The 23,222-nt window shown below is 43.6% G+C and carries 19 protein-coding genes; 9 read left to right on the forward strand and 10 right to left on the reverse strand.

Annotated features, from left to right (window positions below; all coding sequences use genetic code 11):
• The first annotated feature begins 40 nt into the window (after positions 1 to 40).
• On the forward strand, positions 41 to 1,225 hold the full coding sequence (locus tag IM792_RS03445) for a metallophosphoesterase (RefSeq protein WP_194100296.1): 1,185 nt from the start codon (positions 41 to 43) through the stop codon (positions 1,223 to 1,225).
• A gap of 3 nt (positions 1,226 to 1,228) precedes the next feature.
• Positions 1,229 to 1,693 carry a hypothetical protein gene (locus IM792_RS03450; RefSeq protein WP_194100298.1) on the forward strand — a complete coding sequence of 155 codons (465 nt, stop codon included), beginning with the start codon at positions 1,229 to 1,231 and terminating at the stop codon, positions 1,691 to 1,693.
• A 58-nt stretch (positions 1,694 to 1,751) separates the two neighbouring features.
• On the opposite strand, the gene IM792_RS03455 is transcribed toward IM792_RS03450, so the two are convergent.
• Positions 1,752 to 4,199: a TonB-dependent receptor gene (locus IM792_RS03455; protein WP_194100300.1), complete on the reverse strand. Its 2,448-nt coding sequence runs from the start codon at positions 4,197 to 4,199 to the stop codon at positions 1,752 to 1,754.
• 187 nt (positions 4,200 to 4,386) lie between these two features.
• On the opposite strand from IM792_RS03455, the gene IM792_RS03460 reads away from it, so the two are divergent.
• On the forward strand, positions 4,387 to 7,488 hold the full coding sequence (locus IM792_RS03460; RefSeq protein ID WP_194100302.1) for a PAS domain-containing protein: 3,102 nt from the start codon (positions 4,387 to 4,389) through the stop codon (positions 7,486 to 7,488).
• Positions 7,489 to 7,513: 25 nt separating this feature from the next.
• Here IM792_RS03460 and IM792_RS03465 read toward each other — a convergent pair whose 3' ends face one another.
• Positions 7,514 to 8,890, reverse strand: a complete 1,377-nt coding sequence (locus tag IM792_RS03465) for a sulfatase-like hydrolase/transferase (protein ID WP_228084914.1) — start codon at positions 8,888 to 8,890, stop codon at positions 7,514 to 7,516.
• A gap of 178 nt (positions 8,891 to 9,068) precedes the next feature.
• Between IM792_RS03465 and IM792_RS03470 the strand changes: the two genes are divergently transcribed.
• From IM792_RS03470 to IM792_RS03480, 3 genes are all read left to right on the forward strand, one after another.
• Positions 9,069 to 9,974: a metallophosphoesterase gene (locus tag IM792_RS03470; protein WP_194100303.1), complete on the forward strand. Its 906-nt coding sequence runs from the start codon at positions 9,069 to 9,071 to the stop codon at positions 9,972 to 9,974.
• Positions 9,975 to 10,216: 242 nt separating this feature from the next.
• Positions 10,217 to 11,977, forward strand: a complete 1,761-nt coding sequence (locus tag IM792_RS03475) for a M14 family zinc carboxypeptidase (protein ID WP_194100305.1) — start codon at positions 10,217 to 10,219, stop codon at positions 11,975 to 11,977.
• 152 nt (positions 11,978 to 12,129) lie between these two features.
• Positions 12,130 to 12,498, forward strand: coding sequence for an RNA-binding protein (locus IM792_RS03480; protein WP_194100307.1), 369 nt, complete (start codon positions 12,130 to 12,132; stop codon positions 12,496 to 12,498).
• Between the two features lie 2 nt (positions 12,499 to 12,500).
• Here IM792_RS03480 and IM792_RS21255 read toward each other — a convergent pair whose 3' ends face one another.
• From IM792_RS21255 to IM792_RS03505, 4 genes are read right to left on the reverse strand one after another with little or no spacing between them, the layout of a single operon-like run.
• Positions 12,501 to 14,357, reverse strand: a complete 1,857-nt coding sequence (locus IM792_RS21255) for a heme ABC transporter ATP-binding protein (RefSeq protein WP_228084915.1) — start codon at positions 14,355 to 14,357, stop codon at positions 12,501 to 12,503.
• Between the two features lie 4 nt (positions 14,358 to 14,361).
• Positions 14,362 to 15,402: an iron ABC transporter permease gene (locus IM792_RS03495; protein ID WP_194100308.1), complete on the reverse strand. Its 1,041-nt coding sequence runs from the start codon at positions 15,400 to 15,402 to the stop codon at positions 14,362 to 14,364.
• Entirely contained in the window at positions 15,402 to 16,232 is an 831-nt protein-coding gene (locus IM792_RS03500; RefSeq protein ID WP_194100310.1) for an ABC transporter substrate-binding protein, read from the reverse strand. The genes IM792_RS03495 and IM792_RS03500 overlap by 1 nt, the downstream gene beginning before the upstream one ends.
• A 7-nt stretch (positions 16,233 to 16,239) precedes the next feature.
• Positions 16,240 to 16,782 (reverse strand): HmuY family protein, encoded by a 543-nt coding sequence (locus IM792_RS03505; RefSeq protein WP_194100311.1) that lies wholly within the window; start codon positions 16,780 to 16,782, stop codon positions 16,240 to 16,242.
• A gap of 518 nt (positions 16,783 to 17,300) precedes the next feature.
• Here IM792_RS03505 and IM792_RS03510 point away from each other — a divergent pair.
• A complete protein-coding gene (locus IM792_RS03510) occupies positions 17,301 to 18,284 on the forward strand; it encodes an AraC family transcriptional regulator (protein WP_194100313.1) in 984 nt (327 codons plus the stop codon).
• A gap of 2 nt (positions 18,285 to 18,286) precedes the next feature.
• Here IM792_RS03510 and IM792_RS03515 read toward each other — a convergent pair whose 3' ends face one another.
• The 3 genes from IM792_RS03515 to scpB form a co-directional block, all read right to left on the reverse strand.
• Entirely contained in the window at positions 18,287 to 19,141 is an 855-nt protein-coding gene (locus tag IM792_RS03515) for a ThuA domain-containing protein (protein WP_194100314.1), read from the reverse strand.
• A 305-nt stretch (positions 19,142 to 19,446) separates the two neighbouring features.
• On the reverse strand, positions 19,447 to 19,659 hold the full coding sequence (locus tag IM792_RS03520; protein WP_194100315.1) for a hypothetical protein: 213 nt from the start codon (positions 19,657 to 19,659) through the stop codon (positions 19,447 to 19,449).
• 122 nt (positions 19,660 to 19,781) lie between these two features.
• A complete protein-coding gene (gene scpB, locus IM792_RS03525; protein WP_194100317.1) occupies positions 19,782 to 20,342 on the reverse strand; it encodes an SMC-Scp complex subunit ScpB in 561 nt (186 codons plus the stop codon).
• A gap of 125 nt (positions 20,343 to 20,467) precedes the next feature.
• Here scpB and IM792_RS03530 point away from each other — a divergent pair, with 125 nt between their 5' ends.
• On the forward strand, positions 20,468 to 21,166 hold the full coding sequence (locus tag IM792_RS03530; RefSeq protein WP_194100318.1) for a ferritin-like domain-containing protein: 699 nt from the start codon (positions 20,468 to 20,470) through the stop codon (positions 21,164 to 21,166).
• 12 nt (positions 21,167 to 21,178) lie between these two features.
• On the forward strand, positions 21,179 to 22,027 hold the full coding sequence (locus IM792_RS03535; protein ID WP_194100320.1) for a ferritin-like domain-containing protein: 849 nt from the start codon (positions 21,179 to 21,181) through the stop codon (positions 22,025 to 22,027).
• 68 nt (positions 22,028 to 22,095) lie between these two features.
• Here IM792_RS03535 and mqnC read toward each other — a convergent pair whose 3' ends face one another.
• Positions 22,096 to 23,220, reverse strand: coding sequence for a cyclic dehypoxanthinyl futalosine synthase (gene mqnC, locus IM792_RS03540; protein ID WP_194100321.1), 1,125 nt, complete (start codon positions 23,218 to 23,220; stop codon positions 22,096 to 22,098).
• Positions 23,221 to 23,222: the final 2 nt, after the last annotated feature.

The following is a 23,222-nucleotide window of genomic DNA, read 5'->3' on the forward strand; positions in this document are numbered from 1 at the left end:
CGGTCGTCTGCCTCAATAACAATTTATATTTTCATTTTAAATGGCAAAACGACTTCCACTCATACTTATACTGTGGTTATTTACTGATGTTTATTTCTTCCAGGCGGTAAAGGTACTTACCGAAAACCCGTTGATACATTGGGCTTACAGGCTCATCGATCTGATAATTATTGGCGGTATTGCTTCACTATTCTTTTTGCGCAGGGGCGAAAAGTTCGCGCAGCTTATCATCACCGGCTTAATGGCGTTGATGTTACTCATCTTTGTGCCGAGGCTATTCTCGTTACCGGTTTTATTGGTTGAGGATATTACGCGCCTTTTCAGGGGCTTTCCACCCCGTGCATTTTGGGTGAGCGAACTTACTATGGCTGTAGCTGCGGTTATATTTTTAGTAGTAGTATTCGGCATTACCCGTGGCAAGCATTACTATCGTGTTCGTCGCGAAACATTATATTTCCCTGATTTGCCCGAGGCTTTTGATGGCTTTACCATTACTCAATTATCTGATATCCATTCGGGCAGCTTTAGCAATGCGGCTGGTGTACAAAAAGGGCTTGATCTGGTCAATGCGCAAGCCAGTGATGTTATCCTGTTCACGGGCGACCTGGTAAACAATAAAGCATCCGAGATGGACCGCTGGATACCGGCCTTTGCTGGACTAAAAGCCCAATACGGCAAATTTTCAGTATTAGGTAATCATGATTATGGCGATTATGTGCGCTGGGATAGTGAAACCGATAAGCACAATAACCTTATTCGCTTAAAGCAGGTACATGCCGATATCGGCTTTAAATTATTGCTCAATCAATCTGTCAGCATTGAAAAAGCCGGACAAGCCATTAACCTGGTAGGGGTAGAGAACTGGGGCAAGGGCGGCTTTCATAAATACGGCGATCTGGATAAGGCTACCGCCGGGTTACCCGATAATAGTTTCAATATCCTTCTCTCGCATGATCCATCACACTGGGATGCCGTAACACTTGGCCATCATCAGCATATACATTTAACCCTGGCAGGGCATACGCATGGCATGCAGTTCGGTATCGAGTTTTTAGGCTTTAAATGGAGCCCTATAAAATATGTGTACAAACAATGGGCGGGCTTGTATGAACAAGCCGGTAAGTATCTGTACGTAAACCGTGGCTTTGGCTTTTTGGGCCTCAAAGGTCGCATTGGCATGTGGCCCGAAATTGCAGTGATCACATTAAAACGTAAAGCCCAATAATTTATGTACGCCACACTTTTAGCCTTACACTCCTTAACCCGCTGGCTGATACTGATAAGTTTGTTGTTCGCTATCTTCCGCGGATATCGTGGCTGGCTGGGTAACAAACCGTATTCAAAGTTTGATAATTCGGTTAGGCATATTACCGCCACCATTGCGCATGTGCAACTGCTAATCGGGCTATGGTTATATTTCATCAGCCCGATAGTGAGCTACTTTCTACAGCATTTTAAAGAGGCTATGCACATTCGCGATCTGCGTTTTTTCGGGATGGAGCATATCACCATGATGCTTACCGGTATTGTACTCATCGCCATCGGCTCATCAAAAGCCAAACGTAAGCTTACTGATAAGGATAAATTCAAAACCCAGGCCATATGGTTTACTATTGGTCTGTTGGTTATCCTGTCATCAATACCCTGGGCATTTTCACCGTTGATCAGCAGGCCCTGGTTCCGGTCATTTTAAAAACCAAAGGCTGATATTGATCAATATCAGCCTTTGGTATAAATAGAAATGTATGTTATTAGAAAGTATAACCTATTGATACCATTGTATTACGTGGCGCGCCGGGGAATAACCTGTTAAAGTCAAATCCACCTACCCAATAAGTTTTATTAAATACGTTGTTAAAGTTAGCTTGCAGCTTAAACCTGTCAATAGTATAATAAACCGCCGCGTTGCTCACCCAATAAGCCGGCAATTTCAAAGCCTCGTTATCAGTATTACGTACCGATGCATAGTTAGTACCCAAACCAATACCGAACCCATCAAGAGCACCTCTTACAAAGTTGTAACGCATCCAAAGGTTGCCCTGTGTTTTTGGGGCGTTGAACATTTGCTGTCCTATTTCATCCGGGTCATCGCTCTCGGTTATTTTGGCAATGTTGTAGGCAAAGTTACCGGTAATGCTAAAGTTAGGCAGTATTTTACCATAAGCCTCAAGTTCAATACCTTTTGATTGCTGCTGACCTATCTGGCGTAACAGATCCGGGTTGTCATCAGCATTAGCATTAACCAAAATGTTGTTTTGTACAATACGATATACCGATGTGGTTACGAACAGGTTTTTATGGAAGAAATCCATTTTAGCACCGGCCTCAACCATGTTGCTGATCAGCGGATCAAACGGACCGCCAAAAGTTGCCGGGTCGCCAATGGTACCTGCTGATTGCGGCTGATAACCCTCAACATACGTAGCATAAAAACTTACCGGCTCAATAGGGGTATACACTAAACCCACACGTGGTATAAAGGCCTTTTGCTGCACATTACGCTGATCGGCCTTGGTATAATTGAGCTGATCGGTGTAAAACTCCTGTCTGAAACCTAAAAGCATTTGCAGTTGTTTCCATTTCAATTGCTCCTGTACATATACACCATTCACAAAGTAACGGCTTGGAGTTTCCTGTGCCGATGTATTGATGTACTGCGATATTTCGGAAATAGAATAATCAGGATTAGCCAGATTGAAATACGGTACGTTTGGTACCGGCACGCCGTTTCTGAACTGGTAACGCTCAGGGTGTGTCGGGTCATAACGACTGATAGTGCCAGTGCCTGCCGCGTTGAGATAACCACCCGCGTTGTAAGTTGAGTTACCCAACGGGAAACGCTCGCTTATGCGATCATATCCTACCAATACCTGGTGCGAGAAATCGCCGGTGTTAAATTTAAGGTTGAAGTAGGTGCTAATGTTATCTACATAATTCTTACGTAAACGGCGAATGGTTTGCATCTCCATCAGCGTAGGTATGGTTACACCTGCCGAGTCCATTGCGTAACGGTTCGAGGTACGGTGCTCCAGTAAGTCCTCATCATACATTGATTTTAGGTACGATGCGTTGAAGCTGATATTCTCCGAAAACTTATGTTGTAATGATATGGTGGAGAATAGGTTAAGCTCGTTCTGGTAATCGTTACGGCGACCAAGCGCGAATGAGGTCGGCGTTGAGTACAGATCGGCTGCCGAGGTGGCGCCAAATATAGGCTGACCGCGATCTAAACGGCCTTTGTTGTATTGGTAAACCAGGTCGAAGTTAACGCGTGTTTTTTCATTCGGCACAAATGAGAATGATGGCGCTATAACCATTGCCCAGCCATCCTGCAACATACGGAACGAACCCGCGTTTTGATAAGCAAGGTTTAAACGGTAAAGAATGGTTTTCTTATCATTCATCGGGCCGGTAAAGTCAAAACTTGTACGGTAAGTATCAAAACTACCGGTAGTAAAGTTTACCGAACGACGGTTTTCATCCAACGGTTTTTTGGTGATGGTGTTGATGGTTCCACCCGGGTCGGTATTGGCAAACAGGGCCGAGGCTGGGCCCTTTATAACCTCGATACGCTCAACATAAGGCAACAGGTTTTGAGCCCAGCCACGTGTGGAGATACGTAAACCGTTGATCAGCGTATTACTCGCCCTAAAACCACGCAAAATAAAATCGTTATTGTTGTATGATGCCTGGTTAACACCGCTGATGTTTTTTACCGCGTCGCTGGTTTTAAAGGCCAGCTGATCGTCAAGGGTTTCTTTGGTAACATAGCTTATGGTTTGCGGTGTTTCCTTGATGGATGTTGCTGTTTTTGTACCAGTAAATGAGGTAGTGTTTTTATAACCACTCTCTTTACGGCCGGTTATCTCAACGGATTGTAAGGCGTATGATGATGCCTTTAAACTAACATTAAGCTCTATACGCAGGCCGGCTTCAACAGTAACGGTTTGCTCGGCGGTTTCATAACCTATAAAGCTGAAAAGCACTTTGTACTCGCCGGGCTCAAGCTTTAATTCATAGGTACCGCTGGCGTTAGTGGTTGTTGATCTGGAGCGATCCTGTATGGTAACGGTTGCCCCAAGTATGGTTTCGCCATCGGGCGAGGTGATGGTTCCGTAAATTGAACCTTGTGGTGTTTGTTGCGCTTGGAGGGGGAGTGAGCAGCTAAACAAACATAGGAGTAGTAAAAAATAGCGCATAATAAATTTGTGATGGTAATGTTGCGCAAAGAAACTATTTTAATCTTATTTAGACTAATTATAATTAATTTTAATGTTTAAACACATTACGGTTTTTTTAAAGCAATGGTTGTGCTTTTCTGTGGTAGTAATCTATTATCGTTATAATAAAACCATTATCTTTATGCACTGTTTCTCCCTAATTATAATGAACCAAAACAAGGTATTGGGTAGTGATGCCCTGCTAAAAGTATTGGCGCAATCAAAAGACGCCATGGCTATTTACAGCGATGAGCAATTACATATTGCTTTTGCTAATGATGCCATGATCGCTATTTGGGGGAAAGACCAGACAGTTATAGGTAAAACATTTGAGGAGGCTATTCCTGAAATGAAAGGCCAGCAATTTGCTGGATTGCTGCAAAAAGTTTGGCGTACGGGTGAAAGCTTTATAGCTAAGGATTCGCCTGCCGATATTGAGGTTGACGGAAAAGTACAAACCTTTTACTTTGATTTTGAATACCGCCCGATATTAAACGATGAAGGGCAAACATATAGTTTATTACATACCGCTACAGATGTTACTGAGCGTTTAAAGGCCTGGAAACTGGTTGAGGAGCGCGAACGGATTGAGCAGCAATTGAACGATGAACTTGCTGCTACCAATGAAGAACTGACCGCAATTAACGAGGAATACCAGTCAACCAATGAGCAACTACAGTCGCTGAATGAGCAGCATTCGGTTACTAACGATGAACTTGCGCTTGCAAACGAAGAATTAACCGCCCTAAACGAAGAATACCAATCAACTAATGAGCAATTATATTCTCTGAACGAGGAGTACCTGGCCACTAACGAGGAATTGGTTACTACGAATGATGAGCTGAAGAGTACTTACGAGCAGCTTAACTCTGCTCATGATGAACTTGCCATTACCGAAGCTAAGGCACGTATATTATTAGAAGGCGCACCGGTAGCAGTTGGTGTTGTTGATAGCGGAAACTATAATATTGATACGGCAAACTCTCGTTTACTTGAACTTTGGGGTACTGATGAAAAGGCGATCGGCCAAAATTTAAATGATATTTTGCGTACTGATGAGGCGAAAGCGCTTATCCAAATATTGGAACACGTAAAGCTTAGCGGCGAATCGGTACTGGGGTACGATACTGTTACAGGTATTGATTATACCGATCAATATGGCTTCGGTTTTCACAATTATGTGTATCAGCCTGTAAAAAACTCATCAGGGCAGGTGATCAGTGTAATGATCGTTGCGAATGATGTTACCGATCAAAACACACTTAAAAAACAAATAGAATACAGTGAGCATCGCCTCACTCAAATGATCATGACCGCGCCTGTGGGCATGACCATAATTAAGGGTCGCAACCTGGTTGTTGAAATTGCTAACGAGCCTATGCTGGCCATTTGGAGCCGAACCCGTGAGCAGATTGTTGGCAAGCGTTTAATGGATGCTTTCCCTGAGCTGGCAGATCAGCCGTTTCCGCAAATGCTTAAAAACCTGTTTGATACAGGCGAGCAACTAAATGTGCCTGAGATCGAAGTCTTTATATCAGACGTTGAAGGTAACCTGAAGCAGGTATATGTTAATTTTACCTACAGCCCCCTGTTTGATCCTGATGGTAGTGTTGAAGCCGTGATGGTATCGGTGATAGATATTACCGAGATAGTTGATGCCCGCAAAAAGCTTGAACGTAACGAAGTTCAATTGCATGATTTTAACAGCGAGCTATCGGCAATTAATGAGGAGCAGGAGGCGGCTAACGAAGAATTGCTGGCCACGAATGAGGAACTCGCTATTACGCAATCACAATTAAAAAACTCTAATGACAGGTTGGTTGAAAGCGAAAGCCGCTTGTTGGGTATTTTCGATCAGGCTCCTTTGGGGATTGCCGTACTTGCCGGCCCCGATCATGTTATTGAAATTGCCAACTCAAGCATCCTTAAAATATGGGGACGAAAAGAGGAAGATGTTATCAATAAACCGCACCACATAGCCCGGCCGGAACTGGATGGGCAGCCTGTTTATCAATGGCTTGATGATGTATATAACACCGGCATCACCAAGGTAAACAACGAGTTTAGGGTGATGCTATTAGATGGCGATAAACTCCGTGAGGCTTATGTAAACTCCATCTATCAACCCATACGCAATGCCGGGGGAGAGATAACCGGTATAATTGTTTTGCTGGAAGAAATAACAGAAAAAATGATTGCCCGCCAGCAAACCATGCACATGCAGGATATGCTGAACCTGGCAGTTGATGCCGGTGAATTAGGTACGTTCTATTATGATCCGGGTACAAACCGTTTTTCAGGGAACGATCTGCTAAAATCATGGTTCGGTTTGCAGCCCGCTGATGAGATAGACCTCAACCTGGCTACTGATGTTATTGCCGATAAGGACAGAGACAGGGTGATCAAGGCTATACAAGGCGCGCTCAGTTATGAGTCGGGCGGTAATTATGATGAAGAATATACCATCATTAATCCGGTAACCTTGATGCCACGTATTGTTAAGGCTAAAGGTAAAGCCACGTTTAATTTGCAACGCCAGCCTATAAGTTTGAACGGCACCTTGCAGGATATTACCGAACGTAAAAAGGATGAGCAGCGCAAGGATGACTTTATCGGGATGGTAAGCCATGAGCTTAAAACACCGCTTACATCAGTAACCGCGTATATACAAATGTTGCAGATGCACGCCCGTAAAAACGATGATGAGTTTACCGGGGGCGCGTTAAGCAAGGCCAGTTTGCAGATCAAGAAGATGACCGCCATGATTAATGGCTTCCTCAATGTATCGAGGCTGGAATCAGGAAAGATATATATTGATAAGCAAATCTTTGATATAGCCAAACTAATGGACGAGGCCAGCGAGGAATGCAACGCAACCATATCAACCCATAATATAATTTTTGATCCTATTGAAAGTGTTATTGTTGAAGCAGATAAGGATAAAATAGGCCATGTGCTCAATAACCTGATAAGTAACGCGGTAAAATATTCTGACCCTGGTACAACCATCTACGTTACCTGCACGCAAAACAATGGCAACGTTCAGGTAAGTGTGCGCGATGAGGGTATGGGTATTAAACCTAATGATATATCAAAACTGTTTGACCGTTATTATCGCGTAAGCGGTAATCAAATGAAATCCATATCAGGTTTTGGTATAGGGCTTTACCTATGTGCCGAGATCATTCAGCATCATCACGGAAAAATATGGGTGGATAGTGATTTTGGACATGGATCAACCTTTTACTTTAGCATACCCTTGCAATAAGTGTGTAAAGTAAAATGAATAACGCTTATTGTGTTTCCACTTCCCGTATCCAGTCCTGATACTTTTTATGCAGCTTTTTAACCACGTCCGGGTGTTGCGCGGTAATGTTAGTGGTTTCAGCGCTATCGGTTTTCATATTCACCAGCATTAGCTTTTCGGCATCCAGTTCACTTTCTTTTGATTCTAATGGACTGTGCAATAACTTCCAGTCGCCTTCGCGTACTGCCCATTGCGGGTTGGTTTTTGAACCCTGACTTTGCCAGTAAAATATTGGGTGCGGTGATGCGTGCCTGGCTGAGCCTATAACTTTTACCAAACTTTTGCCATCTAATTTGCGCTCAGGTAGTTTAATGTTGCAGTATTCGGCAAGGGTTGGGAACCAGTCGATATTTGCGGCAAACTGGCTGCGCACGGCATTGGCCTGAATGTGCCCCGGCCAGCTGATAAAAGCAGGTACTTTTACACCACCCTCAAACAAACTGAACTTTGAACCACGATAACGGCCTGCATATCCGCCACCGCCAAAGGTACGTTCCTCTTTTGAATGCCCCTGATCGGCCTGAAAAACAATAATGGTATTGTCGACAATGCCCAGTTCATCCAGTTTTTTTAGTAGTAACCCTATCTTCTCATCCATGGTTGATATATATGCCGCGTAAAGTTTACGAGGCATCGGCAGATCCTTATAATGCTCAATCCACTTCACCTCGGGCTGCAACGGGTAATGCGGACTATTAATGGCGAAGTACATAAAGAACGGCGCGTTCTTGTTTTCTTCTATGAATTTGCCGGCTTCGCTCACCATCATATCCGGAAAATATTTGCCGGGCTCCCATATCTCGGTACCGTTACGCCATAGGTCGTGGCGGTTGGGGCCGGCCCAATAAAAGTAGTGTGAGTAGTTATCAATACATCCGCCCATAAAGCCAAACGAGTAATCGAACCCTTGCTGGTTAGGCATAGTTTCGGGCGTGTAGCCAATGTGCCATTTACCAATGTGCGCGGTTTTATATCCGCCTTGTTTAAATAGTTCGGCCATGGTGAACTGGCTGCCCGGCATACCCGCCTCATCGTGCGTGCTGCTTGCGTTGCCTGCCAGTTGGGCTCGTTGCGGGTATCTTCCTGTAAGCATCGATGCCCTTGAGGGAGAACATACCGGCGATGCCGAATAAAAGTTAGTAAAGCGTGTACCACGCCTTGCCAATGCATCAAGATTAGGCGTTTCCAGATCCTTTGCCCCGTATATATTCAGGTCAAGCGTGCCCTGATCATCAGTATATATTACAATAACGTTGGGTTTGGCAGCGGCTTTCGGTTTATCAGCCTTTGCAGACTGGCTCGGAGGCATCAATAACCATGCGCCTAAAATTAGTATAACAGCTACAGGAATACCGTATTTCATGATTAATAGCTTAAACGGGTTGATGTGCTGCAAGATAGTTTTAATATTTATTGGCTAAAGTATATTGTTTGTTACATCGATGCCTGTACAGGTAGTTAACCATTTCATAACATTCATTGCTCGTCAAATATAATTTGTGCCGATAGCTTTGCCGGATAGTAAATATCAACATCTATCCATGCAAAGACGATCGGTACTAAAAACCATTGGCGCGGCCTTGTTAGCGCCATCCATAACATTCGCTGCACCCAACCCGGCACGTAAACGGGTATTGCGGGTTGCGCATTTAACTGATATTCATTTAAAGAATGAGCTTGGCGCGCCCGCTAAGTTTGCCAAGTGCCTGCATCACGTGCAGCAACAAACCCCAAAGGTGGATATGATATTGAACGGTGGCGACATCGTATTCGATATGAACAAGGAAAGCATGGACACCATCAATGCCCAATGGAAGTTGTATAAAAATATGCTGAAAAACGATTGTAGTTTGCCTATGACTTACTGTTTAGGTAACCACGATATTTGGTGGAACGAGAACAACAAGGGCCAGGCTGTATACGGCAAGCAATACTCGCTTGATCAGTTACAACTCACCAAGCCATACTACAGCCTGATAAAGAATGGCTGGAAATTCATCATACTGGATAGCGTGAATCTGGATATTGATGGTACCTGGTATATCGGTAAGCTTGGCGATGCGCAATTTAGCTGGCTGGAGCAGGAACTGAAAAATACCGATGCTAAAACACCGGTACTCATCATGTCGCACATACCGATATTGACGGCCACTAACCTGATAGAGGATGATATTGTTAACCGATGGCAAATGCTGGGTGGCGATATGCATACCGATGTATCAAAAATTATCAAATTGTTCTATCAGCACCCAAATGTAAAGCTATGCCTGAGCGGGCATATCCACCTGCGCGAGCGTTTGGAATATAATAATGTAACCTATATATGCGATGGTGCGGTAAGCGGCGCCTGGTGGGATGGCATTCTTAGGGAAACCCAAAATGGTTATGGTTTGATCGAACTGTATGATGATGGTAGTTTTGAGGAGCGTTATGTGAATTATTTGTAGTTTGTCTGAACCAGAATTTTCAGAATTTGATAATTTACAGAATTAATTTTGATTACAAAAGAAAATGGCCTGTCACCCTGAGCTTATCGAAGGGTGAGCGTGGGCTTAACTAAGCGGCGAGTGCTTCGACAGGCTCAGCATGACATAATAGGTTGGATAATTTGTAAAGGAGAGAATTGGTCAAAAAATCCTGTTCATCCTTAAATCCTGAAAATTCTGATCAAGGATGTACCTTTGCGACCATGCATCGTTACATATCAGCACATCTAAAAAAGCTTTTCTTATTTATAATTTTAACTGCCGTTTCAATCACGGCCTTTGCCCAGTTAACACCATTCGAAAAAAGCAACGACAAAAACTATACTGCTACTTATGCCGAGGTTATAGCTTATTACAATGCGCTGGCTAAACAATATCCTAAACAATTATACCTGATAAATTATGGAACTACAGATGTAGGTAAACCGCTTACGCTGGTGGTGCTTTCAAAAAATGGGGTTTTTGATCCTGCTGTAATAAAAAAGCAGAATAAACGTGTCTTACTCATCAATAATGGTATACATCCCGGTGAGCCGGAGGGTATTGATGCCAGCATGATGCTTACCCGAGATTTGCTCAAGAATAAAAAACTACCCAATGATGTGGTGCTTTGCTTCATCGCCTTATATAATATTGATGGTAGCCTGAACAGGGGAGTATCACGCATCAGCCAGAACGGACCACGGGCTTATGGTTTCAGAGGGAATTACCGCAACTTGGATCTTAACCGTGATTTTATCAAAGCCGATAGTCGTAACGCGCTGGCTTTTATGCAGATATTCAATACCTGGCAGCCCGAAGTTTTACTTGATAATCACGCGAGTAATGGTGCTGACTATCAGTATGTAATGACTTTGATAGAAACTCAAAAGGATAAGCAGAACCCGATACTGGCCGACTATACATCCAAAACGCTATCGCCCGAATTATACAAACGAATGGCCGCCGGTAGTTATGAAATGACGCCTTATGTGGAAAGCATGAAAGAAACACCCGACTCGGGTATTGTAGCTTTCCTCGAAACGCCGAGGTTTTCAACAGGGTACGGGGCACAGCATAACGTAATCAGTTACATGACCGAAACCCACATGCTCAAGCCTTACGATAAAAAGGTATACGCGACTTATACTTTTATGCAAAGCCTGATAGATATTTGCCAGCGTGATGCCAAAAAGATAGGCGAGCTGAAAAAACAAACCGATGCCGCTGTAGCCCAACAGCAAAGCTATGCCCTTAACTGGGCACTTGATGCCGATAAGTTTGATATGATAACCTTTAAAGGTTTTGAGGCCGGCCATAAACCAAGCGATATAAGTGGGTTGCCAAGGTTGTATTACGATAGGAGCAAGCCATTCTCAAAGCAGATAAAATATTACAACACCTATAAGCCCACGGTAACCGTACAAAAGCCATTGGTTTATGTTATTCCGCAGGCCTGGGGTAAAATTATTGAGTTGTTTAAGCTGAATAAGGTAACCATGCAGCAGTTACAGCACGATACCACGCTTACTGTGCAAACGTATTATATAGCCGATTACAAAACCCGGCCCAAACCTTATGAAGGCCATTATCTGCACTATGATGTATCGTTAAAAACGGTGGATAATAACAAGGTGAGGTTTTACAAAGGCGATTATTTGGTTTATACAGATCAGCCTGTAAATCGCTACATTGTTGAAACTTTGGAGCCGCAGGGTGTGGATTCATTTTTTGCCTGGGGATTTTTTGATTCGATGTTGGGGCAAAAAGAACACTATTCGGATTATGTGTTTGAGGATATCGCTTTCGAGTATCTTAAAACACACCCCGATATGCAAAGAAAGTTGGATTCGGCAAAAACTGCTCAACCTAAAATGGCAGAGAGTGCGGCTGCACAGCTGGAGTTTATTTACCAGAATTCGCCGTTTTTTGAGCAGACATTTTTACGTTACCCTGTAGGGCGATTAATGCAGCATGTAAAATAGTAATTGCTGCACTGTCAGCACTGTATAAAATTATCTGCATAGTGTGTATATATTACACTTCTAATTCTATTTTTGTGGTTGATACGATTAGTTTTTAGCCTGTAAAATTTAGTGGCACACTTTTCGTTGTTATTCTGATATAGCAAACACACATGACGAAACTTTTTATCGTGGGTATTCCCCGCGACATGGAGGAGGCCGAGCTTTCTGAAATATGCCACCAGTATGGCCACGTGGCTTCTGTTAAGATCATTACCGATATTAATAGCGGACAAAGCAAAGGTTACGGATTTATCAATATGGTTGATGAACTGAGCGCCGCTGCCGTAATCAAGGCTCTTGATGGCGGTACAATTGACGATCGTACTATAAGCGTACGCCTGGCCGACAGGCAACAACCGCCTCAGCAATCAGCGCCGCCACAGCAGCAACAACAAAAGCGTAAGCCCGTGCGTCCGGCCGGTTATGCGGTAGCTGCCGTTGCCGAACGCAGGGGCAAACGCCCGAGGAGAGCTTCCTGATTTTAATTTATAGGTTCGGTAACAGGCTCCAAACCGGCAATCACTTCGCGCCACTCATTAAGTTCTGGCACGCCAGGTTTGCGTTTACCAAACATTTGTAATATCATATCGCCATTCTCATCATACAATTCTATCGAATTTACATCGCCATCGGTTGATGGTTTTATAACGTGCCATGTTTCGGCAATGGCATCCATGCGCAGGTGCAGGTTAAATTCCGGATCGAGCACGTTATACCAGGGCCCCATTTCAACCAGCTTGTTAATGTTGCCGGTATGTATCTGTATACAACCGTGATTAGGCACAAATATCATCACCGGTACATTTTCGCCAGAACATAGTTCGCAGGCTTTCCTGAAATTCTCTGCATTGAGTTTACGGGCAAATCCCTCAGGTGCTAAACGTAGCGCTTGTGTGCGCGATACATTGAACTTTTTAAGCAAGCCGAAGAACTCATGGCTGTCGCTCATGCCTTTCCACGCGGTTTGAAAATCGCCTATCTGTACGGCATCATCAGGCATTTCGGTATTAGGTCTGCTTGTTTTGGCGGCAACCTGTATAGCTTGCACGGTGTTATCGGTAAAGTCGTTCAGTAAAGTTTGATAAGCTTGTTCATTGCTTTTATCTGTTAGGTAGATCTTGTGCAGCGCTGTACCGGCTTTATCAAAAAATTGCAGACTGCGCCTGTCATTCTCATTAACAGCAAAGCCGAACTGCCAGTTCTGCATAAATAAGCGCAGATCAATATCCTCACCCAAAACTAAACCGGCATGCGGGGTGAATGATATTTTTTCGTAAACACCCTTACGCTCGCTAACACAATATTCGTTACGGGTAAGCGCCATTACATAACCCAGATCGTGCACGCGTTTAAGTAATTTCTCAAAGTCTTTTTTCAGGGGGATAGCAGTTTCACCAATGCCGGTGGCTACCAGTTCAGCCTCGCTAACATTAAGGTCGGTTGCTATTTCGCGTATGCGTTTCTTAGGGTTTTCGGCCTTGTATTCAGTGTACCTTTGTTTCAAGGCGTTTTGTGTTGATTCCATATCCGTAGGGTTTAAATTTTGTTGTTTATAGTTGAACACCACTTCGCGCGGCATTATCATTTGTTTTAATGTTGATGGGTTGATCACAATATCGGCCTCAACCTCAAAAATTTCGTACACGGGCTTGGGCTGTAATATTTCCTGCGGCGTACCATCATACCATTTGCGGCCGTTTTTAAGCATCAGCACACGGTCGGCGTAATGGGATGCCAGGTTCATATCGTGCAATACACATACCACCATGTGCCCTTTGCGCGCCATTGATTTTAGGATAGCCAGCGTTTGCTGCTGATACAATATATCCATGCCCGTAACCGGTTCATCCATCAGTAACAGCGCCTTTTTTTGCTCCCATAATTGTGCCAGCGAACGTGCCAATTGTACCCGCTGCTGTTCACCACCCGACAGGGTAAGGTATGATCGCTCAGCCATCGATGTAATACCCGCAGCATCCATCACCTCATTCACAATATCCTCATCATTTTTTGATGGCGAATTTTTAAAGTAGGGGTAACGCCCCATCATTACCAGTTCGCCTACGGTAAATGGCAGACTTACATTGTTTTGCTGATTAAGTACCGCGCGGTGTTTAGCCAGTTCGGTTGTGGAGTATTCGTTAAGCGCTTTGCCGTTAAATACTACATGGCCTTTAGCCGGTTTATGCATCCCCGCCAGCATTTTAAGCAGGGTTGATTTACCGGCACCGTTGGCACCTAACAAAGCCACCATTTCGCCCGGCCTGATACTGAATGATACATCACTCACCAATGTGCGCTGGCCTGCATAAAACGATATGTTGTTTACTGTAAGCATGTTGTCAGATAATGAGTTTACGTTTATCGCGTATCAGTATATACAAAAATACCGGCGCGCCAATTAAAGCGGTTATTACACCAATAGGCAATTCAATAGGGGCGATTATGGTTCTGGCTATCAGGTCGGCAATGGTAAGCATTAAAGCGCCTAATAAAGCCGATGCAGGCAGCACATGCGTGTTATCAACACCAATTACCAGGCGAACAATATGCGGAACCAATAATCCCACAAAGCTGATAATACCAGTGAGCGATACCGCCGAACCTACTGCCATGGTTGATAATAGTATCACCCGCTTTTTAACCTTATCTACATCGATACCCAAATAACCGGCCTGTGCCTCACCAAGCGAAAAAGCATTCAATGCCTTGCCCGAAAAGGGTAACAAAATAGTAGGTATCAGCACAAAGGGTAATAAGGCGATTATGGTTTGCCACGTAGCGCCCCCCAGGCTGCCCAGCAGCCAAAAGGTAATATTACGCAACTGCTGCTCAGAAGCAAGGTAGGTGATAAGACCGGTTAAAGCCCCGGCTAAGGCATTAATGGCGATGCCAGCCAACAACATGGTAGTGATATTTGGCCGCCCCTCGTGTTTTGATATATTGTAGATGATGAGCGCGGTAACCCCGGCCCCGGCAAAAGCGCCGAATGCCAGCAGGTAGTAACCAAGCAGGTTACTCAACCCGGCGAACAGCACGCCCTCAAGCCCGATAACCGCTACAGCAGCTAATGAAGCCCCGGCCGATACACCGATCAATCCCGGTTCGGCCAATGGGTTACGAAATATACCTTGTATAGATGCACCCGAAATGCCTAATGCCGCACCGGCCAGCAAGCCAAGCAGCAAACGGGGTAGGCGTACTATAATTACAATGGCCTCGTGCTGCAAATTAGCCTGGTCATCCTTAACACCCAGCATCTTATTAAAAAGTAATGTAGCTACTTCAACAGGAGGGATGCTTACCGCCCCTAAGCCAACTGAAAGTATACCCGCCAATACTATCCCTGCAATTACTAATGTATAAAAGAGCTTTTTATTCATCAGAATTTGCTATGGAGTTGGAGTATAGCCTGATCAAGCCGAGTACTGAAACCTACCAACAGGTTTGAATCCATTTGTACAATGCGCTTGTTTTTACCGGCGTTGGTTTGCGCCATGCCTGGCATTTTTAAAGTGCTTTCAACACCGCCTAAACTGCTGAGGCCAAAATCAAACATCAGTATCACATCAGGGTTGGATTCAACAAGGGCCTCGGTAGTGTAAGGCTTAAAATCATCAAAACCAGATACCGCGTTTTGTCCGCCTGCTAAACTGATCATGGCATCAACGCTGGTATTCTTTCCGGCTACCATCATTACACCGGTCCCGCGGGCGTAAATAAATAATACCTTAGTTTTTTTAGGGTGCTGTTTTACAAAGTTTATGGCCTTGTTCACTTTGGCTTGCAATGTTTTAACAAGGGCTTCGCCTTTGGCTTGTACTTGCAGGGCGGTAGCAACATCCTTTATTAGTTGATAAGTTCCCGCTGGCGAATAGGCCTGTTTAATTTGTACCACTTTAATATTTGCCGCGGTTAGTTGATATTCAACCTCTTTGCTAATGCTACCATAGGCTGCAAGCACAATATCCGGACTAAAAGATAACAGCCCCTCTGCCGATACCGAACGGTTGCGGCTTGCCTTTGGTAGTTTTTGTACATAAGCGGGGTAAATACTGGTAACATCTACCGCGACAAGGTTTTTACCAAGCCCTAATGCATCAACTGTTTCGGTAAGTGTATTATTCAGGGTGATGATGCGTTTTGGCACAGCCGCTATAACTGTTTGCAACGTGGCCAGCAACACGCATAAAATAATGAAATGCTTTTTCATGATGCTGTTAGTTGGCTTTGTTGATGAACGCGTACCTGAAGGTGTAATGACTTGGGTCGCCATCGCCGTTTTTGTAATAGCTCAATATCTCGACTTTGGCATACTTTCCCGATGCGGTTTTTACTACAATAACGCGTCCGGGAGCAGGGTTAATGGTATGATTGGTCATATCGTATAAATACCAGCCTTTGCCGGTGCCCGGTGGCACGGCCTTGGCTTCTGCCGAATCTTCAATATATCCATCGGCCGGAGCTGCGGTTACCTTATCAAAGGATGTATCCTTTAATAACTGCGCTGTTGTTATACCCTTGCCGCTGGTGCCGCTGTTCACTAATATATTGGTGCGCTGTATAGCGATATCCCAGTTTGCCGAAGCGGTATCTGCCCCGGTTACTACGGTGCCTTTGTCTATGCTGAAATAAACTTTTGAGATAGCTTGTAGATCTTTAACAACTTTAACGTCCTGTGCTTTTAAGGCGCCGTTTGCAAACAATAATAAGCCTAATGTTAAACATAAGCTTCCTGTTGCATTTTTAATGTATGATTTCATGCCGCAAATGAACCGCTTATTTATAAGCATTCCAAATAGAGGGTGTCTGTGTTACGGAATTGGGATAGGTATGGAGGAAGGGTTGATTTAAACTGAATTGTATTTATGTTTTTTGTAAATATTTGAAAATCATATAAATAATTGTTTTTAGTGATTGAAATGTATTCTGGATTTATGGTATTTGATTGTTTATTTAGCTTAATGTTAGTCCCAAAGTCGTAAAAAATAATCCCGATTTCGGTAATGAATTATCGATTAAACTATACACCTTTGTTTGTTGGTTATTTAGACTGATTAAAAATAGTGTAGGTGAAGTCTTTATTTCATAAGACATCATTCCCGCATAATATCATCTGATGATTTTTTGAATCGGTGCTCAGCATTGGTGAATATCATCACATTACTGATTAATAGTTAATTAATATACATACACAACCTCAAGTCACTAAACAAAAAAAGTCCTGCCAGCCCGTGTTTATTTGTGTGGGCACGGGCACAGCAGGCGCAACTATTATTAAATGCATATAAAATCAAAAATAGAGGGGTTTGAAGACTGGCTGTTTATTGAAGAACTGCCCGATACATTTAACGCGAACACACCGCTGGCCGAAAAACGCATGACCATTAAGCGGCCGCCGGTTCAGGAGTTCTCGAATTACATGCTAAGTTCGGGCGGTATGTTTTTGATGCATGCTAAAATGCAGTTTGATGAGCAGGCAACCATCCTGTTCGAGATAGAGGGCGAAACCATTAATTCGCAATTTATATTTTACGAGAATGTACCCGTAACTGATGATAAAGACAGCAAAAAAATGCGTGGAGGCGCACGCCATAACATCAGGTATATACCATCACTATCCGGAAAATATGAGCTGACTAAAGGCGTTAGCTATAGCTATTTTTTGGTGGTGCTTTCAAAAGAATATTATTTCCACCTGATCAATAAAGACTCCATTCTTCATGCTGATTTTGTGGAGGAGATAAAGAACGGCAAATACACTTCTATTTCGGCAAAGGATCTGTTGGTATCGCATGAGATGAGGCAGATTATCAATGATATTGTGGAGTGTCGCAAAACAGGCGAGATAAAACGCCTTTTCACTGAGGCTAAGATATTGGAGCTGCTAATGCTGCAAATGGAGCAGATACAGAACGACCAGTTAAATGAAACTAATACCTTTACACCCGTTGAGCAGGAAAAGGTAGAATATGCCCGAGATTTGCTTGATGAACAGTTTGTTAATCCGCCTGTACTGCCCGTACTATCGCGTTTGGTTGGGTTGAATGAGTTTAAACTGAAGCGTGGTTTTAAGGCCTACTTCGGTACTACTATTTACGGTTATGTTACCCGCCTTAAAATGGAGCATGCCCGCCATTTACTGATAGATAAAAAGCTAACCGTGCGCGAGGTTACTTACGAGGTAGGTTTCAAACATCAATCGCACCTTTCAGAAGCATTCAAGAAATACTACGGTATTTTGCCGAGCGAAATAAAGCAATAATTTTATTGTTGTTGAGCACTGTTTTTGCTACCCATCCATAACAGGCTGTTGATGATCAGCTGATCTTCAACTTCACTATCAAACGTGTGCGATAGTGTTTCGTTGGTGCCGTGTTCGTAATCCATATCGTTATGGCCCATGTTAAAGTACACCATTTTATACTTTGTGTTGGTCCATACTACAGGGTAATAACCACTATGCCATATTTCCTCGGGTTTTGGCCCGGTGCCCAGCGGAAAGCTACAACTATCAATAGCGCAAAGTATGCGTATATCCTTATTTTCACGCAGATCCTTCTCCCAACGATACCACTCGTTAGGTGCCGATCTGAACATTACAGGCATGCCTTTGGTTACGGGGTGGTTGCGGTCTTCAATTTTTATGCTGGCCGATGTTGGTCGCCAGGTGTTGCTTTTGTAGCTGCCTGAGCCCAGGAATTCATTATGATACCAATCCCAATTCTGCGGATAATCGGAGGGTGTAAGCGCGAATGCCGAAAAATGGAAACCCAACCAGCCGCCGCCATTACGCATATAAGTTTCAAAGGCGTCGCGCTGTGCTTTAGCGTCGGGACGACTATCTAAAAATATTACGACCTTGTATTTCGATAAAAATTTAGTGTTCAGTTTAGCCCAATCACTGGTGGCATCATACGCGAAGTGATTTTGGGCGGCTGCCTGTGCAAACCATTTATTAGCTTCTTCAACAAAGCTGATATGGGCCTGATCGTTCTTGGCAGTATAAAAGGCGATAACCCTGAAATCCGGTTGTGTTTTTTGCGCAAAGCTTAAGCTGCTTGTAAGCAATGTCGTCAAAAAGAAGATGAATATCCAACCAGTTTTAAAACACTTAGTCATTATTAGTAATATTTATTTGGCCGATAGGTGACGGTATTCACAACCCTGTTCGGCGCTACTTATTGCCTTTGTTTGACAGCATGTAAGGTACATTATTTTTTGCTAAACTTTAGCATAAAACTCAATCGGTGAGTTTATGGATGCTGTTAGCAAACAGTAATGTTAAGTAAGGTAATGGCAGATAGAAAAGGGGAGAAGTAAATGATTTTTAGAGGCCAACACTCTGATCATTAAAAGTTAATGCAATATAAATATCAGCCCCAAAATAAAAAAGCATTCAGTTTAAACTGAATGCTTTTTGGGTATTAATATTTGTAATCGTCGTCGTCATCATCATAACTATTGCCTAACGAGTCATAATCAAGCTCATCAAGGGGCTCGTTAAATTCGTCGTCATCGTCATCATCAATAAACCTTTTTTGCGGTTTGGAATTATTAGCCAGTCCGCTTGATTTTTTATCGCCGGCAGTTTTAGAAGCAGGCTTTTTGTTCACTGGTTTCTTTGGCGTTCCCATCATTCAAACAATTGGTAATATTTAATTCAAGTAAGTTATATTAAGCTGTTGGCTATTTAATCAGGGTTAAATTGCGTTCAGTAAAAATAACGAAAATCCATTTTCTTATAAAAAAAAGCGAAAATTTATTCGGTAGCCTCACCAATGGTTGAGCTCTCGTTTGTAAGTTCTTTTATCTGAGGCAATTCATTAGCCGAGTTAATGCCGAAATAATCCATAAACAATGGGCTTGTGCCATATAATATCGGTCGACCGACGGCTTCAGCCTTTCCAACAATGGCTATCAATTCCTTCTCTAATAGCTTTTGTATCGAGTAATCGCAGTTTACGCCGCGTATCTGTTCAATATCAGTTTTGGTTACCGGTTGCTTATAAGCAATTATGGCTAAAGTTTCCATAGCGGCTTGGCTAAGTTTCTTTTTAGCACGCCGCGCCTGTAGCATACTTACTACGGCATGGTATTCCTTTTTAGTTAAAAACTGGTAGCCATTATTCAGTTTTATAAGCTCGATGGCAAAATCATCCTGCCGGTATTTTTCGCGGATATTATCTATATGAGCCAGTACTTGTTTATCCTCAAAATCCTGCTCAAAAGCACCCTGAAGGCAATATAATATCTCCTCGAGCCGCAGGCTTAGCTCCGACGAAAATATCAATGCCTCAATGTATAACTCAATTTTGTTCATGTGTAATTTTCTGTGTTTAAACAGATTACCCGCCCTGGTTGTAAACAGATTTTCGATATAAGAAAACCGCCGACCAATAAAAAGGGTATGTACAATTATAAACCAAAAATTTTATATCCAGTATTATGAAAACAGAAACAAACAACCTTAGTAATGCAAATATGGCAAGGCGGGCCTTTTTGCGTTATGCCGGGGCGAGTACTGCTGTTGCCGGTATTGTGGCAATGCAGGCCTGCTCTAAAGACAACAGTGCCTATGAGGACGTAGGCGGTGGCGATAGCGCAACAATTGATGTAGGATCAGGGGACCCGGGTATACTAAATTATGCCTATGCACTTGAGCAGTTAGAGGCTGCATTCTACATACAGGTAGTAAACTCATTCTCAGCTGATTTTACCACGGAGGAAAAGTTACTACTTACCGACATTCGCGATCATGAGGTGGCTCACCGTGAATTTTTTAAGGCGGCATTAGGTTCGGGCGCTATTAAAGGCTTAACTCCTGATTTTAGCAAGATCGATTTCAGCAGCCGTACCAGTGTACTGGCCACAGCGAAGGCATTTGAGGATTTAGGTGTAACAGCTTATGATGGTGTTGCTTCAAAAATTCAGAACAACGATTATTTGGTGATAGCAGGTAAAATTGTATCGGTAGAGGCAAGGCATGCCGCCGTGATCAGCAACTTGATAACGCCGGGAAGTTTTGTTGATTCAGATCAGGTTGACTCAAATGGCTTGAATATCACTATGGGCCCAACTAAAGTAGTGGCTACAGCCAACCTATTCCTGAAAACCAAGATCAGTGCAAAAAGCTTTAACTTTTAACCCACAGCTACCATGAACTTATTTGATGTAATTGAAAATATAGAGAAGATCGATCCGGAATTGGGCGATCGTATCAACCCGCGCCGTAGCGCGATAAGAAATATGGCAAGCTTCGGCTCAAAAGTGGCTGTTGCCGCGTTGCCATTCGCATTCGGCTCGTTGCTTAAAAAAGCTTACGGCCAAACATTGCCATCAGGCGTTGTTGAGGTGCTTAACTACGCCTTAACGCTTGAATATCTTGAGGCTGAATTTTATAATCAGGGTGTAGCCAAGGCTAACCTTATCCCAACGGCAGATAAAACAAACTATTTTGCCAAGATAGCCCGTGATGAAAACAACCACGTAACGTTTTTACAAACCGCGTTGGGTTCATCGGCCACACCAAAAAGCGCCTTTACGTTTGACTTAACGGCCAATGGTACTTTTTCGGACGTGTTGACTAACTACGATACCTTCCTGAAAGTATCAGTAGCGTTTGAAGATACCGGTGTGCGTGCTTACAAAGGTCAGGTTACAGCCCTGAAAAGCGCACCTGATATTCTGACTGCTGCCGTATCTATCCATGCGGTTGAGGCTCGTCACGCGGCAATTGTGCGTTACGTGCTTAACAAAAAACTAAACCTTGGCCTAAAACCATGGATAGTCAGTAACACCAAAGGTAATGATACCGGTATTGCTGTGGTTGATGGTAATTACGCAGGTGAGGATAATGTGATGCAAGGGCCTGTTGATATTACCAAACTGCCTGCTACAGGTACAAGCGCGAGCAAAACTTCGGCCACTGCCGCGTTTGATGAACCGCTTACCAAAGATGCTACATTGGCGCTGTTGGTAGGTTCGTTCATTAAGTTGAATGGATAATTAAATTTGTTTTAAACAGAACAGGCCCCGCAAAATGCGGGGCCTGTTCTGTTTAATATAGATTGATCTTAGTAATTGATCACTTGTTCTTCAATTTGAGTTGGAATTTCGCGCCACTCGTATTTTTGATTGCGTAGCTGTGGTTCAAAACCTGCTTCGATAATGGATTCCTGTATACCCTTTGCCGTAAAACGGTGAGGCGCACCCGCGGCTGATACTACATTCTCCTCGATCATGATTGAGCCAAAATCATTAGCGCCGGCGTGTAAACACAATTGTGCTACTTGTTTACCCACGGTTAGCCATGAGGCTTGTATATTTTTAACATTAGGTAGCATAATGCGGCTCAAGGCTATCATGCGGATATATTCGTCGCCGCTTACATTATTGGTTATGCCGCGAACTTTGCGTAGCAATGTACCATCATCCTGAAAAGGCCATGGAATAAATGCCGTAAAGCCATAATGACCCTCAGGTTTTTCTGACTGTACCTCGCGTACCCAGACCAAATGCTCAAAACGTTCTTCAATAGTTTCAACGTGACCGAACATCATAGTGGCCGATGTTGGCAGGTTGAGTTTATGAGCCGCACGCATCACATCCAGCCATTCCTTACCACCACATTTGCCTTTTGATATCAGTCGGCGAACACGGTCGTTCAGTATTTCGGCACCTGCGCCGGGTAATGAATCTAAACCGGCCTCTTTCATGGCTTTCAGCACATCGTAATGGCTCATGTTCTCTAATTTAGAAACGTGGGCAATTTCCGGCGGACCGAGCGAATGTAGTTTAAGGGTAGGGTATAGCTCCTTTAACTGGCGGAACAGCGTGGTATAAAACTCCAAACCCAGGTCAGGGTGGTGACCGCCTTGTAACAGCAACTGATCGCCGCCGTACCTGAAGGTTTCCTCTATCTTGCGTTTGTAGGTTTCAATATCGGTTATGTAGCTATCCTCGTGCCCCGGGCGACGGAAGAAATTACAGAATTTACAGTTGGCAATACAAACGTTGGTGGTGTTAACGTTACGGTCGATCTGCCAGGTTACTTTGCCATGCGGCACCTGAATTTTACGGAGTTGGTTGGCTACATGCATTAACTCGGCAGTAGGGGCGTTGTGATAAAGGTAAACGCCTTCCTCCATACTCAAAAAATCAAACTCCAGTGCATGCTGCAACAGATCGGCTGTATTCATGC

Source organism: Mucilaginibacter sp. JRF, from assembly GCF_015223065.1.
Classification (GTDB): domain Bacteria; phylum Bacteroidota; class Bacteroidia; order Sphingobacteriales; family Sphingobacteriaceae; genus Mucilaginibacter.